Annotated in this window: 14 protein-coding genes; 9 read left to right on the forward strand and 5 right to left on the reverse strand. The window is 47.4% G+C overall.

Features of this window, described 5'->3' with window-relative positions; all coding sequences use genetic code 11:
- Positions 1 to 18: 18 nt before the first annotated feature.
- Positions 19 to 486, reverse strand: coding sequence for an NUDIX hydrolase (locus ACTRXI_RS08835; protein WP_474262061.1), 468 nt, complete (start codon positions 484 to 486; stop codon positions 19 to 21).
- A gap of 238 nt (positions 487 to 724) precedes the next feature.
- On the opposite strand from ACTRXI_RS08835, the gene ACTRXI_RS08840 reads away from it, so the two are divergent.
- From ACTRXI_RS08840 to ACTRXI_RS08850, 3 genes are all read left to right on the forward strand, one after another.
- Positions 725 to 1147 carry a universal stress protein gene (locus ACTRXI_RS08840; protein WP_474262062.1) on the forward strand — a complete coding sequence of 141 codons (423 nt, stop codon included), beginning with the start codon at positions 725 to 727 and terminating at the stop codon, positions 1145 to 1147.
- A 164-nt stretch (positions 1148 to 1311) separates the two neighbouring features.
- On the forward strand, positions 1312 to 2787 hold the full coding sequence (locus tag ACTRXI_RS08845; RefSeq protein WP_474262063.1) for a Na+/H+ antiporter NhaC family protein: 1476 nt from the start codon (positions 1312 to 1314) through the stop codon (positions 2785 to 2787).
- A 282-nt stretch (positions 2788 to 3069) separates the two neighbouring features.
- Entirely contained in the window at positions 3070 to 3732 is a 663-nt protein-coding gene (locus tag ACTRXI_RS08850) for a type 1 glutamine amidotransferase domain-containing protein (RefSeq protein ID WP_474262064.1), read from the forward strand.
- Positions 3733 to 3807: 75 nt separating this feature from the next.
- On the opposite strand, the gene ACTRXI_RS08855 is transcribed toward ACTRXI_RS08850, so the two are convergent.
- On the reverse strand, positions 3808 to 5187 hold the full coding sequence (locus tag ACTRXI_RS08855) for a Glu/Leu/Phe/Val family dehydrogenase (RefSeq protein ID WP_474262065.1): 1380 nt from the start codon (positions 5185 to 5187) through the stop codon (positions 3808 to 3810).
- Between the two features lie 206 nt (positions 5188 to 5393).
- Here ACTRXI_RS08855 and ACTRXI_RS08860 point away from each other — a divergent pair, with 206 nt between their 5' ends.
- Together ACTRXI_RS08860 and ACTRXI_RS08865 are read left to right on the forward strand one after the other, a co-directional pair.
- Entirely contained in the window at positions 5394 to 6506 is a 1113-nt protein-coding gene (locus ACTRXI_RS08860; RefSeq protein ID WP_474262066.1) for an NADH:flavin oxidoreductase, read from the forward strand.
- Positions 6507 to 6635: 129 nt separating this feature from the next.
- Positions 6636 to 7868: a YeeE/YedE family protein gene (locus ACTRXI_RS08865; protein ID WP_474262067.1), complete on the forward strand. Its 1233-nt coding sequence runs from the start codon at positions 6636 to 6638 to the stop codon at positions 7866 to 7868.
- Between the two features lie 52 nt (positions 7869 to 7920).
- On the opposite strand, the gene fumC is transcribed toward ACTRXI_RS08865, so the two are convergent.
- Complete coding sequence (gene fumC / locus ACTRXI_RS08870; RefSeq protein ID WP_474262068.1) at positions 7921 to 9309, reverse strand: class II fumarate hydratase; 1389 nt, start codon at positions 9307 to 9309, stop codon at positions 7921 to 7923.
- Positions 9310 to 9518: 209 nt separating this feature from the next.
- Between fumC and ACTRXI_RS08875 the strand changes: the two genes are divergently transcribed.
- Together ACTRXI_RS08875 and ACTRXI_RS08880 are read left to right on the forward strand one after the other, a co-directional pair.
- Entirely contained in the window at positions 9519 to 10370 is an 852-nt protein-coding gene (locus tag ACTRXI_RS08875) for a 50S ribosomal protein L11 methyltransferase (protein ID WP_474262069.1), read from the forward strand.
- The gene (locus ACTRXI_RS08880) at positions 10367 to 11335 is read left to right on the forward strand and encodes a 2-hydroxyacid dehydrogenase (RefSeq protein WP_474262070.1); all 969 of its coding nucleotides are present in this window, start codon (positions 10367 to 10369) and stop codon (positions 11333 to 11335) included. The genes ACTRXI_RS08875 and ACTRXI_RS08880 overlap by 4 nt, the downstream gene beginning before the upstream one ends.
- Before the next feature lie 48 nt (positions 11336 to 11383).
- On the opposite strand, the gene ACTRXI_RS08885 is transcribed toward ACTRXI_RS08880, so the two are convergent.
- On the reverse strand, positions 11384 to 12748 hold the full coding sequence (locus tag ACTRXI_RS08885; protein WP_474262077.1) for an alanine/glycine:cation symporter family protein: 1365 nt from the start codon (positions 12746 to 12748) through the stop codon (positions 11384 to 11386).
- A 250-nt stretch (positions 12749 to 12998) separates the two neighbouring features.
- Between ACTRXI_RS08885 and ACTRXI_RS08890 the strand changes: the two genes are divergently transcribed.
- On the forward strand, positions 12999 to 13301 hold the full coding sequence (locus ACTRXI_RS08890) for a hypothetical protein (RefSeq protein ID WP_322527282.1): 303 nt from the start codon (positions 12999 to 13001) through the stop codon (positions 13299 to 13301).
- A 138-nt stretch (positions 13302 to 13439) separates the two neighbouring features.
- On the opposite strand, the gene ACTRXI_RS08895 is transcribed toward ACTRXI_RS08890, so the two are convergent.
- A complete protein-coding gene (locus ACTRXI_RS08895) occupies positions 13440 to 13826 on the reverse strand; it encodes a sulfurtransferase (protein ID WP_474262071.1) in 387 nt (128 codons plus the stop codon).
- Positions 13827 to 14043: 217 nt separating this feature from the next.
- Between ACTRXI_RS08895 and ACTRXI_RS08900 the strand changes: the two genes are divergently transcribed.
- Positions 14044 to 14379, forward strand: coding sequence for a metal-sulfur cluster assembly factor (locus ACTRXI_RS08900; protein WP_022794038.1), 336 nt, complete (start codon positions 14044 to 14046; stop codon positions 14377 to 14379).
- The last annotated feature ends 114 nt before the right edge of the window (positions 14380 to 14493 follow it).

Genomic DNA, 14493 nt, shown 5'->3' on the forward strand with positions numbered 1-14493 from the left:
CGGAAAAGGCATGCTTCTTTACATATCAATTGAATGCCTGCTGCGCAGATACTCCTTCATAACCGTTTGCTGGCCGTCTACGATTGTTTCAGGGAGAGCTGCAGGATCCAAAAAAGCCACCGAGGCTGACTCGTTGGGATCGGGTTGAATAGTACCTTCCAAATGATCAGCGGTGTAGGCAATAATCACACAGTAAAAAGGGTCACCGTTCGGTGCAATCACAAACGTACCCTCACCGGAGTAAACATTAAACAGTCGGAGGCCGTGGGCGTGGAGACCTGTTTCTTCCAGGGTCTCACGGACTGCTGTTTCTTCGGCAGCCTCCCCGAGCTCCATTAAGCCTCCGGGAAAGCTCCAGCTGCCCGGGGGATTGGTTCTTTCCTGCAGCAAAATACGGCCTTCATCGTTTTCTGCAATAACAACAGCTCCCACGAGAATCACTGTTTCTTTTCCAACGAGCCGCCTTAGGTTTTCTACATACCCCACATGAAACTCCCTCTCTGTAGTGTTTTCTCTACCATATCATGAAAATATGGGAAGGAGAAAAGCAGTATCAATATTCATACGTAAAAATATGGTATGTTAAAGTGAAAGAATAAATAAAGCATGGATATGAATAAATTTAGCCAGTATTACAGGACAAATGCCGTATAAACTAGCTGAAAATCGGGAACAGTAAATTAAAAGCATGAAATTGAGAGCAAAGTAACAGGGGGATGCTTGTATGTTTAAACGACTGTTAATTGCAGTAGACGGTTCCGATCACTCTGCCCGTGCGGTGGAAAAAGCAATTGAAAGCATTGCGCCGGAGCTTTCCGAAGTCTATGTAGAGGTCGTCTACGCGACTACCTCTTCGCAGCCGAAATCGAGCAGGCTGAGTGAGCATGAATTATACATTCAGCAGCAGAATGAAGAAGAAATTCTGCAGCCGGCGGTCGAACGACTCAGCGCAGAAGGAATAAGAGCAGAAAAAGTGGTGCTCCACGGGGATCCGGCAGCGGCTATTAGTGAATATGCCAACGAATACGAATTTGATTGTGTTGTTGTGGGAAGCAGAGGACTGAATCCGTTGCAGAAAATGGTTATTGGCAGCGTCAGCAGAAAAATTGTGGAGCAGATCCGTCACCCTGTGCTTGTCGTAAAATAAACGTGCCTTAATAAAATACTGTTAAAAAGCTGCCATTTTTGCGGGCAGCTTTATTATTATTTGCAAAATTCTTTTCAAGGCGTACGTTTGTCCATTACAAACAGGCACAGGAGTGGTAGAATGGTTTTCGTGCTGAATAAATATTATACATAGGAGTTTTCTACATGGCAGAACAAGAAGAAAAGTTAGAGAGAGCCGTAGGGGCAAAATCTATCGAAAATTTGGATTTCAGGCTTGGGGCTTTTGGAGCTGCAGTGCCGTTGTTGTTTTTCGTAGTCTGGGCGATTACTACCAGTGTTCTTCAGCTTTCCTCTGAGATTGGGCTGGTACTGGGGGCAGTCATCGGACTGACCCTTGGCATGCTGTTTTGTAAAAGCCGGTGGGCTGACTACGCCCAGGGCCTGTTTGACGGTCTGGCGCAGCCGATTGGCGTCATCGCCATGGTGGCCTGGTTTTATGCGGGGATGTTTGCACAGGTGCTCCAGGTAGGCGGTTTGGTAGAAGGGCTTGTCTGGACAGGGATAGCAACAGGTGTAACAGGCGGCCTGTTCACCGCAGTAACATTTCTGCTTGCTGCAGTCTTTTCTACAGCAGTCGGCACCGGCTACGGTACGACCGTGGCGTTTTGTACACTGATGTTTCCAGCCGGCGTAGCTACAGGGGCAGATCCGGTACTGCTGTTTGCTGCGATACTTGCCGGTGCAGTATTTGGCGACAATCTTGCGCCGGTTTCTGATACGACAATCGTTTCCGCAACGACGCAGAATGCAGATGTGCCGGGTGTAGTAAGAAGCCGGTTCAAGTACGCGATCGCTGCAGCCATTCCAAGTGCAGTATTGTTTGCAGTCTTCGGCGGAGGAGACGGCGGTGCAGTCTCCGGCGTTTCTTCGGCAAACGTGGTGGAAGACGTTTCGCCGGGTGGTCTGATCATGCTTCTTCCGTTTCTGCTCGTGCTTATATTGGCATTATCCGGCCAGCATTTAATTACTTCATTAACATGGGGAATTGTATCTGCCATTCCGTTAATCGTCATTTCCGGTCTGGGTTCATTTTCGGATATTATTCGTTTTAACCCTGAAGCAGATGCGGTAGTCGAAGGGGCGTTAATCGATGGTATCACCGGGTATGTGAATATGGCTATTTTGATATTATTAATTGTGGCGGCAGCTTATTTGATGAGACTCGGCGGAACTATGCAGGCGATTACCAACGGCCTGGTTCGCTGGATTAAAAATTCTGTACGCCGGGCAGAGCTGTCGATGTGGGGGATTGTAGCTCTGTTGAACAGTTCCATTACCATTAACACGGCTGCAGAAATTGCAGCGGCTCCGTTTGTGCGGGATATCGGGGAAAAGTACGGGATTCACCGTTACCGCCGGGCGAACCTGCTTGATGCGGTAACATCGGCACTCGGCTACATTTTCCCGTGGGGAGCTCCGGTGCTTCTTGGCTGGTCGACGATCCAGACGATGCAGGAGCAGTACAACTGGCTGCCAGTGGTCGAGCCTACTGCAGTATTTCCTTTCGTCTTTCAGGGGTGGTTTCTCGTCTTAATCATGCTGCTCGCAGCGATTACCGGATGGGGGCGCCGCTATGAAGGAAAGAACGGGGAAGAACTCCGCGAACGCCCTTCGGAATAAACCAAAAGCGTGCTGCTTCGGCAGTGCGCTTTGTTTTGTTTGAAGGAAAATTTTCCTTCTGCTTCTCATCTGGATGGGGATCGCGGTTATCTTTTTAACAGGAACCCAGCTGCTGCAGTGGAATGGTTGAGCGTGAGCAGTTTACTTTGCATGGCTGCCGGATGTAGTTAGAATAGGTTCTGCAACAGCTTAAAGGATGTTTGAAAAGATGAAAGAGGAAAAGCATCTTTACATTCCTTTATGCTAAATCAGAAAGTAATTGTGGAAAGGGTGACCACCGTCATGGCAAAAAACGTTTTAATGGTTGTAACAAGTCATTCCAAAGTGAACAATGAAGCAAAAACAGGCATATGGCTTTCCGAATTTGCGGAAGCATATATTGAATTTCAAAACAAAGGCTACAACGTTACTATCGCAAGTGTAGACGGCGGTAAGCCGCCGATTGATGAAGGAAGCGTGCAGCAGGAAACGCGCCAGGAAATTCTTGATGCAGAAAAATATCTTGAAGAAACAGTGAAGGTGGATACTGTTTCTGCTTCAGATTTTGATGCCATTTTTATTCCTGGAGGGCACGGAGCGATGTTTGACCTGCCGGAAAGTCAAAAAGTCCAGGATCTGATCCGTGAATTTTATGAAGCGGACAAATACGTGGCTTCGGTCTGCCACGGACCGGCGGCGCTGGTTAACGTTACTCTTTCAAACGGAGAACCGCTTGTTTCCGGCAAAAGGGTAAATGCTTTCACAGACGCGGAGGAAGAAGATACAGGACTCACGGCTCACATGCCGTTCCTGCTTGAGAGCCGTCTGCGTGAGCTTGGAGCCGAATTCGTTACGGCACCGAACTGGACTGAACACGTGGAATCCGATGGCCTCCTGATCACCGGCCAAAACCCACAGTCAACAGAAGCCGTAGCTAAAGAATTTGTGCAAAAACTGGGCAGCTAATGCTGACTGAAAAAAGAGCCCCGGCCCTTCCAACTGCGTTGGAGGCCGGGGCTTTTTGTTTATATAAGACTGGTGTTAATATAATTTTCCGCGAATATGAAGCATCGTACAGAGTGACATGATGGAATGAATATAGCAGTTCTGGCGAAGAGCAAATGGGTCGCCGAAAAATTCCGGCAGCACGCGGTCCATCGTTTCTTTCATTTTGTCGTATAAAATCTTTGTAACCTGTTCTTCAGAATAATACAGCGTTTCCCGTCCCTGCAGCCATTCGGAATAAGATACGATAACACCGCCGGCGTTGGCAAGGATGTCAGGGATGATGACGACACCCTGTTCAGCTAAAATGGCATCGGCTTCGGTGGTAATAGGAGAGTTGGCGCCTTCTATAAGAATAGAGGCTTTAACGTCCTGCACATTGTCTTTATGAATGACACCACCGAGAGCGGCGAAAAATAAAGCATCTACTTCGAGATAAAGAACATCGTCACGGTCCCGCACATCAGCGCTAATGCCAAGTTCATGGATTTCCTCATCAGTGGTGGGAAGATCGCCATCATGATCGTTGGAAAAATCGAGCAGAGCAGGTACGTCGAGTCCGTCTTCATTGTAAAGAGTGACGTTCTGGTCACTTACAGATACGACTTTCGTATCAAGGTAGTCGCAGTTATATGCCTGCATCGCGGTGACCGAGCCTACATTTCCGAAGCCCTGTACAGCGATGGAAAGCGGCCGCCCGTAAAATTCAAGCGCAGTTTTGAAAAATTTATTTTCCGAAGTCTGGAATTCGTCGCGCCGGTTTTTCAGAAAGTCATGCAGCAGGTATCGTAAAGTGAAATAAACTCCTTTCCCGGTGGCTTCTCTTCTGCCAAGGGAACCGCTGTTTTTAACACTTTTTCCTGTGAAGCTTCCACGGTAAGGAATGCCCGGGTTAATATTTTTGTATTCAGCCATCATCCAGTCCATCTCCCTGGCACCTGAGCCGGCGTCGGGAGCGGGGATATCTTTATCCGGCCCAATTACGTCGTTGAAGTACTGCACGTATTTTTTGCAAACGAGGTTTAATTCCTTTTTGCTGAACTCCTTTGGATTAATACTGATGCCGCCCTTGCCACCGCCAAATGGTACGTCATGGAGGGCATTTTTAATAGTCATAAGAGAAGCAAGGGAGGATACTTCGTCTTCATCGACGCTTTCGTGAAAACGGATACCGCCTTTGTAAGGCCCCATAGTGTCGTTGTGCTGGACACGGTACGCCTCCAAACGTACTACTTCGCCGTTTTGAAGAGGAACACGAAGAAACGATTTGTGTACATGGTTGGGGGTAGAAAGGATGGAAATAAGAGAGGAAAAGGCCGTTTCACGAGCCTGGCCTTCGTAATCGGGCAGAAAGGTCTCATCCTGCATCAGTGCATCGAGCGATTCCTGAATGATTTTTGTCGCTTTATCTGACATGATATGTCCTCCTTAAGGTATTTGGGCCTATGTAAGTATTCTAGTACAGAATACCACTTTTCAGGAGACTGCAAACGGATTCGTGGAAATTAACACCAAAAAAGTATCGTCCTTGAGCGGATAAGTTGCGTTTGGGAAAATGATGCGTGCATACTGATTTTTGGATACTACTTATAATTTGTGGCAGGAGAAAGGAAGTCGTAATAATGACAGAGGAAATATCTAACCAGCAAGCGGCAACTCCTTTATTTGAACCCTTTCAAATAAAAGATCTGCATCTTGAAAACAGAACAGTAATGGCGCCGATGACAAGAGGATTTTCGCCGGGAGGCGTACCAAACGAAGACGTGGTAGCCTATTACCGGCGCCGGGCTGAAAATAATGTAGGACTGATTGTGACAGAAGGAACCGGTATTAATCACCCTGCGAGTGTGGAAGACCCGGGTGTACCGGCCTTTTACGGTGAAAAAGCCCTCGAAGGATGGGAAAGGGTGGTAGAGGCAGTGCATGAAGCAGGAGGAAAAATCATTCCCCAGCTCTGGCACGTAGGCATGACACGACCGGTAGGAGCAGAGCCGAACTCTGAGGCTATGCCGATTGGACCTTCCGGTTTAGCTTTAAGCGGGGAAGCTGTATCAAAGCCGCTGACAGTGGAAGAAATTGATGAGCTGGTGCAGGCTTATGCAGACGCTGCAGCAGCGGCGAAGCGTATTGGCTTTGATGGCATTGAAATCCACGGCGCCCATGGATATCTGATTGACCAGTTTTTCTGGGAGCAGACCAATAAGCGTACGGATCAGTACGGCGGAAATTTTGTTGAACGGACAAGGTTTGCCGTTGAAGTAATCGAAGCATGCCGCCGGGCTGTAGGTGAAGATTTCCCTATCTTCTTCCGGTTTTCGCAGTGGAAAATGTCTGACTTTGAAGCAAAGCTTGCAGACACAGCAGACGAACTGGTCCAGTTCCTGGAGCCGCTGTCTAAAGCAGGCGTAGACGTCTTTCACTGCTCAACCCGCCGCTTCTGGGAGCCGGAATTTGACGGTTCTTCATTAAATCTTGCCGGCTGGACGAAATATTTAACCGGTAAGCCTTCTGTAACGGTAGGGTCTGTAGGGCTGAATGGTGTTTTCACAAGCTTTGATAAAGCAGAAAACGATGATATTCAGGAATTAGTCAACCGGCTCGAAAACGATGAATTTGACCTGGTCGCAGTTGGGCGTCCGCTGTTAACGGATCCGGCATGGGCCAAAAAGATGCAGGAGGGCCGAACGGATGACCTGGTGCCGTTCACCAAAGACGCATTAAGCGAGCTGTATTAAATTCTATTATAAGTAAATCATGGACTCTCCGGCCACTGCCGGGGAGTTTTTTTCTATAAGATGTGTGAATCATTAAGGTAAGGGAAAAGAAGAATAGGGTTCTAATACAGGTCCAGTCAGGAGAAATTAATGAAAAAAATGAACACTGCGGCAGAAACGTCTGTTTTAAATAATCCACAAAATATTGTTTCGATAGTATGCTTATTGGTCATTCTTGCGCTTTCCCTCGTGTCTTACCAGATATCAGGCTGGCAGTATGTCATTCTGCTCTGGATTGGTTTTTTTCTTGGATTTTCCCTTTTCCACGCCCGCTTCGGTTTTTCGGCAGTCTACCGGCAGATTATCGAAAAAGGCAATACAGAAATGCTGCGGGCTCACATGCTGATGCTTATTCTCGTATCAACTTTTTCAGCTGCTATTTTTATTATCAGTCCGGCTTTGTTTGGGACAGTCCCAATACCGGCGCTTTCCGCTGTGAGTGTTGGATTGATAGCAGGAGCGTTCATTTTTGGCTTTGGCATGGAAATAGGCAGCGGCCTTGCCCCATCTTCATTTTACGAAGCAGAGGGCGGCAGGACTGCTTTAATTTGCACGTTGGCCGGCTTTATGACGGGGGCAGTGGCAGGGGCAGCCCATTTTGGTTTTTGGAACACCTCTCTTCCTTCGTTTGATCCAGTCTCGTTGGCGGTGGATACGGGAATCGGTTACATATGGGCGTGGGCGATTCAAATTGTTTTTCTCGGAATGATTGCTTTTGGCTCGTATGTGCACAAAAAACGAACTAGGCCTCCGGCACTCCCGCCGCTGCCTTCCGCCGCAAGCTGGAGCCGGATTATTTTCGGCTCCTGGCCGCTGTGGGTGGGTGCTGTTATTCTTGCAGTATTAAATGCTCTCATCTTTCTCGTGCAGGGGGAGCCCTGGAAGCTGACAGCTTCTTTTTCCTTATGGGGATCGAAGATAGTGCAGGCTCTTGGAATGAACGTGAGCGAATGGACATACTGGTTTGAACAGGATCAGTTTGTTGCCCTTCATCAATCGGTGCTGATGGATTCCATGAGCATTATTAATTTCGGTGTCATCCTGGGCACTGTAGTAACTCTGGCCATGAACCGACAAATCCGGTTTTCGAGGATCCCTCTTCGGGTTGCTTTAATCGCCCTGATTGGGGGAGGGCTGATGGGATACGGGGCAAGTATCTCGTTCGGTGCCAACATTGGGGCATATTTTAGCGGTATCGCCTCATTCAGCCTCCATGCGTGGATATGGCTAGTCATGGCCGTGCTTGGTGTGTACACTGCCTACTATATCAGTCACCGGCTGCCGTTGTATCATTACGAAGAAGGAAAACGCACGGATAAATAATAATAGCCTCCCAGGCTGTGATTGGCCTGGGAGGCTATTGGTTTATCATTGTTTATTCACTTGGGGAAACCATTTTCGCTGGATCGACGATCAATTCAAACTCTTCTTCATTTAACATGCCGCTTTCAAGCACGGCTTCCTTCAGTGTCTGTCCGTTAGCATGGGCGGACTTGGCAATTTTAGCCGCGTTTTCGTACCCAATGTGAGGGTTCAGCGCTGTGACGAGCATCAGAGAATTACGGAGATGCGCATCAATGCGTTCCTGATTTTCTTCAATGCCGACTGCACATTTATCATTAAAGGAAACGAGCGCATCAGCGAGCAGGTAGCTTGACTGCAGGAAATTATAAACAATAACCGGCTTAAACACGTTGAGTTCAAAATTACCCTGGCTGGCAGCAAAACCGATCGTAGCATCGTTGCCCATTACCTGTGCTGAAACCATAGTCAATGCTTCACTCTGGGTTGGGTTTACCTTTCCAGGCATAATAGAGCTTCCCGGTTCATTCGCAGGTATGGAAATTTCGCCAATACCACAGCGGGGACCGCTTGCAAGCCAGCGGACGTCGTTTGCAATTTTCATGGCGTCTGCTGCGAGGGCTTTTAATGCTCCGTGCGCATATGAAATTTCATCGTGGCTGGTAAGGGCGTGAAACTTGTTTGGGGCAGAGCGGAAGGATTTGCCGGTATAGGCACTAATTTCTTCGGCTACATATTCACCGAATTTTGGGTGGGCATTAATGCCTGTACCGACAGCTGTTCCGCCGATTGCAAGGTCTTTCACGTGATCAATGCTTTCTGTAATCATTTCAGCTGAACGCTCAAGCATCCGGTGCCAGCCGCTGACCTCCTGGCCGAGCGTAAGCGGAGTGGCATCCTGAAGATGCGTGCGGCCAATTTTAATTACATTTTCAAATGCATTCATTTTGTTCTCCAGGGTCGCACGAAGCGCTTCCACGGCAGGAAGAAGCTGATCTTCCACCTTTTGCACGGCAGCTACGTGCATCGCCGTAGGAAAGGTATCGTTTGAGCTCTGGGAACGGTTGACATCGTCGTTTGGATGCACGCTCAGAGAAGACCCTTTGTCTTCAAGCAGCTGGGAAGCGCGGCGGGCCACTACTTCGTTCATATTCATATTGGACTGGGTACCGCTTCCGGTCTGCCAGACTACGAGCGGAAAATGGTCGTCGAGTTTCCCGGAAAGAACCTCGTCGCACGCTTCGACGATAGCGTCGGCCTTTTCCGCTTCAAGCTTGTCCAGGCGTTTGTTTGCAAGAGCCGCAGAACGTTTTAAAATGGCGAACGCATATACGACGTCGATCGGCATAGTTTCCTGGCCGATTTTAAAGTTTTCCAGGCTGCGCTGGGTCTGCGCGCCCCAATGCTTGTCTTTCGGTACGTGCATGTCTCCAAGTGTATCTTTTTCTACGCGATAGTCCATCGATAGGTCGACCTCCTACTAGTATCAATAAGGTAATAGAGTAAGCACTCTTCCTCTAGATTAAAGAACATTTTTAAAAAAAGAAAGGCTTTTCAAAGGAGAAATACCAATTTCATCGTCTCGGGAGACAAACAGAAACGAGACAGGAAAAATAGATGTTGTATAAACAGTAGTTTTGCTATAATTTTTACGAAAAGGAGGCAGCTGGTATGTGGTACTCACTGGAAGTCCCGTCGGGGAATAACGAAGCATGGAGCCTGAGGCTCTATGAGCATGATATTTATACATTTTATATTGATGAAGCCATAGAGACAAGGAAGGATGAAGACGGATATACATACGAATTCAGCAGTGGGGAAAAAAGCAGATTATATGTTTACACGGAAAATGTTTCTAAAAAAGAGTTAAGCCGGATGCTTGAAGTACACACACATGATTTGCACGATTGGGAGCCACCGGAGTGGAAAGAGTCTTCCTACGAAAACGTCAGACTGGCAGACGGATGGGAACTTGTGTATCCCCCGTTTCAGGAAAAGCAGGGAGAACGGGAATTACGTCTTGATCCGCAGGGAGCGTTTGGGACAGGCATCCATGAAACCACAAGGGACGCTCTCGAATGTATTGTCACCTGTACGGAAGGGTTGAGGGCTGCAGACATTGGCGCGGGAAGCGGGGTGCTGTCGATTGCTCTTGCAAAAAAAGGCATGCAGGTGGATGCCTATGATATGGAGCCGGTAACGCGGGAGATAGAACAGCAGGCAGCGTTAAACAGAGTAGAAAATCGAATTAAGGTATACGAACAGGACGTAGTTGGCCCAGTCTTTCCATACGAAGCATACGATATAGCCATCATCAATATTGGGGCGGATATTGCGGTGCACTGGCTCGAACGGGCTGGTTCCATAGAGGTTCTTCCTCAGCAGGTTGTAGTATCCGGACTGGTGGACTGGTCAGTGGAGCGGGTGAAAAAAGCATTTTGGGTTAAAAATTATACGGATGCCTGGTACAAACAGACGAATGAATGGCACACTATATTATTTCAAAGGAGAGGCTCAGAATGACAAAACCACATGTTTTTATTACGAGGCCAATGCCCAACTGGCTGTTGGAAAAGCTTGAAAAGGAAGCTACGCTGGATGTATGGAATAAAAACGAATCGGTGCCGGAAGAGGAATTAGTCCGGAGAACAGCGGAAGCAGACGGTTTATTCTGTACCGTATCGGAGCCTGTGACAAGAAACGTTATTGAACAGGCACCGCGGTTGAAAGTAATAGCGACGATGGCAGTGGGATATAATAACATTGATCTGGAAGCGGCAGAAGAACAGAAAGTTAAAGTGGCCCACACTCCGGGTGTACTGACAGAAACAACCGCGGATCTCACCTTTGCTTTATTGATGGCCGCAGCTCGGAGGCTGCCGGAAGCCATGGATACTATCCGGAAAAATGAATGGGGGTCCTGGGCGCCGTTTGCATTTACGGGACAGGATATTTACGGTGCCACCCTTGGGATTATCGGCATGGGACGTATTGGAGAAGCTGTGGCTAAGCGGGCTGGTGGTTTTGATATGAACATACTTTATCATAATCGCTCGCGGAAGCGGGAAGCAGAAGAGCGAACTGGTGCTTTATACGCTGAGCTGGATGAACTTTTGGGAGAGGCTGACTTTATGTGCGTGCTCGCTCCAGCCACACCCGAAACAGAAAAGCTGATCAACGCGGAAGCTTTTCGTAAAATGAAAAAAACAGCTGTATTTATTAACACCTCGAGAGGGACAACTGTGGATGAGGAGGCACTGGTGAATGCGCTTCGGGAGGGAGAAATTTTCAGCGCCGGTCTGGATGTCTTTGAGAACGAACCTATTAGTGCAGACCATCCGCTTCTCAGCCTGTCCAACGTTGTGGCACTCCCACATATCGGCAGTGCCAGTGAAAAAACACGCCGGCGTATGGCGGATATGACTGCAGACCATATTTTACAGGGCCTCCATGGACTGCCGTTAACGCATGAAGTGCCTGGAAAATAAAAAGCATCTCGCGAGCCTGAAACGGGCGCGCGAGATGCTTTAGTTGTATTATGACTTGTTCCAGGTTGCTGTGCCATTTTTTTCTTCCTTCATTCGTTTGCGGAAGCGAACCGTTTCCGCGGTGATGACTCCGGAAAGCCCCAGAAGAGCGATCAGGTTTGGAGCTGCCATCAAGCCGTTCATCGTGTCTGCAAGCGACCAGACAATTCCGAACTGGACTACAGCACCAAAGAATACAGCGATAACGAAAATGACGCGGTAGGCAAAAACAGCTTTATACGTTTTGAAAAGGTAATAAATACAGCGTTCTCCGTAGTAGGACCAGCCCAAAATAGTAGAATAGGCGAAGAAAATCAGCCCTACAGAAACAATAATGCTTCCAGCCGGTCCTAAAAAGTGTTCAAATGTGGCGGCAGTCAGCGGTGCCCCGTCTAAGTCACCACTTACAAAGCTTTGGCCCATCACAAGAGAAATACCGGTAATGGAACAGATAATGATTGTATCAATAAAAACCTGGGTCATGGAGACAAGAGCCTGCCGGCCCGGATAGTCGGTACGGGCTGCGGCGGCTGCAATTGGTGCAGACCCAAGGCCTGCTTCGTTGGAGAAAACCCCGCGGGCCACCCCGTACTGAATTACAACCCCTACAGCCCCGCCGGCTGCAGCCTGACCGGTAAATGCATCGGAAACGATTGAACCGACCGCGGCTGGAACGAGATCCAGGTTGCCAAAAATAACAATCAGGCCACCGACGACATAGAAGACAGCCATAATTGGTACAATAAATGAAACTACCCGGCCAATGGATTTGATGCCGCCAAGTATAACAACCCCGGTTAAAATACTGAGCACAACACCAGTGATCCAGGTAGGCACGTTCCAGTTGGAGTCCAGCACATCGGCAACGGAGTTGGATTGAACGGTGTTGCCGATCCCAAATGCAGCAATCGCAGCAAATACGGCAAACAGGACGGCCAACCATTTCCATCCGAGCCCTTTTTCTATGTAATACATCGGCCCTCCGGCCATGCGGCCCCGTTCATCCTGAACCCGGTACTTAACAGCCAGAATAGCTTCTCCGTATTTTGTAGCCATCCCGAAGAGCGCACTGATCCACATCCAGAAGACTGCGCCAGGGCCGCCAATTACTACTGCTGTAGCAACACCGGCGATGTTACCGGTTCCGACCGTGGCTGCCAGAGCGGTCATGAGCGATTGGAAATGGGAAATATCCCCCTCTGATTTTTTGTCCTGCTTGGAAAAGGCAAGCTTTAAGGCATAAGGAAGAGTAGAAAATTGCAAAAATCCTAAACGAACTGTTAAAAAGATACCTGTTCCCAAAATAAGAATTAAAAATGGCGGGCCCCACACAATACCGCTGATGGTGGTTAGTAATTCTTCAACGCTGTTCATAAAACCTGACATATGTAACAACTCCTTTCCATAATGTAACTGTACATAAGATGTTATAAAGACGTGAACAGTTTGTTAGAAAAGTTTACTATAAAAATAATAAATTGGGTACATGTTTTGTAAAAATTATGAAAAATTCCGGAGAAGAAGATCATCAATTTCTATAAAAGATTTAAAATATGATGTTTTAGGGAGAAAAGATTCGGGCATTCGTATAGGTAGACGTAATCGGATGAAGGAGGACTAGACAATGAAAAAATTAAAAGTAGACGAAGTTTTTACAGATGACAAGGAACAGCTCCATTATACGGACGGTGAATTAGAGGTTCGTGATGATAACGGAGAGGATTGGGAAGTGAAGCTCTACGGAGTCGATAATCAGCGTTTCTTCACAGATGCTTTAAAAAATAACGAAAAGAAGCATTTAACATTCGAAACCGATAAAGGAAGCATGTACGGCCTCGTATCGGTGGAAGCACTTGACAATGCAGGTGTGGCTAATGAAGACGTAGTAACGCTTGTTGGAACCGGTCCGTTAAACGGTTTTTCGTAAGACAGAATGATAAATATCAGTAAATAACGGTCCAGGCTCTACAGCCTGGACTGTTTTTTAATTATAAGAAAAAAAGGTTTAAAAGACTGAAGCATAAAGCAGGCAGCCGCTAATCCGGCTGCCTGCTTTATGTAAATATTATGAACCGCTGCATGGGAGTTTCACTGGCGGATAGCCCTGTTCGCCTCTTCGCACTACAGCGTAGCCGGTCACGGTAAAGCCGTTTTTCAACAGCAGCCGGGTGCTGAGATTTCGTGAAACCTTATCAGGAGCTACGAGAAATACTTCTTTTTTCGGTACGGTCTGTAAATGTCTTTTTAAATACGGATACGGAAGGGCGAATGCACCGTTTATCGGGTTACGGTCTGATTCCTGGTATTCACGGACGTCCAGAATGTGGGCCGTGGTCTCCTGACTTTGAGGAAGGGAAGAACAAGGAACGCGTAAAACAGGCATCCAGCGTTTAAATGCCGGTATCATAACGAGAACAATAACAACTATAGTAATAATAAGCCAAAAAAGCATCAACGCACTCCTCATTCCTTTCTTATAGCGATTCATATTCTATATTTTTTTACGAACAGATTCAAGAACTTTGCTTACGCTTTTTACACTTACCCTATTAATGATTGCCTATAACAGCTTCATGCTATTAATTCTTCCTATGAAATTCAAGCATATTGGTTTCAGGGGAACGCAATTTTTGATAAGGTTAATACAGAAAGTAGGAGGTGAAGCTTCCATGCCAGAAACAGAAGAAAAAAGAGAATTGGAAGAACGAGTTTGGGCGGAACTGGAAAATGTAATTGATCCGGAGCTCGGTATTGATATCGTAAACCTGGGACTTGTGTATACAGTAACAGTCGATGACGACAGACAGGCGAATATCGAAATGACTCTGACCGCAATGGGCTGTCCACTTGCAGGCACAATCGTTAACGATATTAATTTCGCCATGAATGATTTGAAGGAATACGGAGAAATCAGTGAAGTGGACGTGGACATCGTTTGGAATCCACCTTGGAGTAAAGACAAAATGTCCCGTTACGCAAAAATCGCCTTAGGTATTCCGGATTGATAAAAGGGAAGCCGGCTGGATAAACCAGCCGGCTTCTCAGATTGTTGAGAAACAAAATAAAAGCGTCATGTTTGTTCGTGGATCGTTCGATCCACGTTCTTTTTTGGCTGGTGC

The sequence above is a fragment of the Marinococcus sp. LNHM4E3-1 genome, assembly GCF_056034405.1.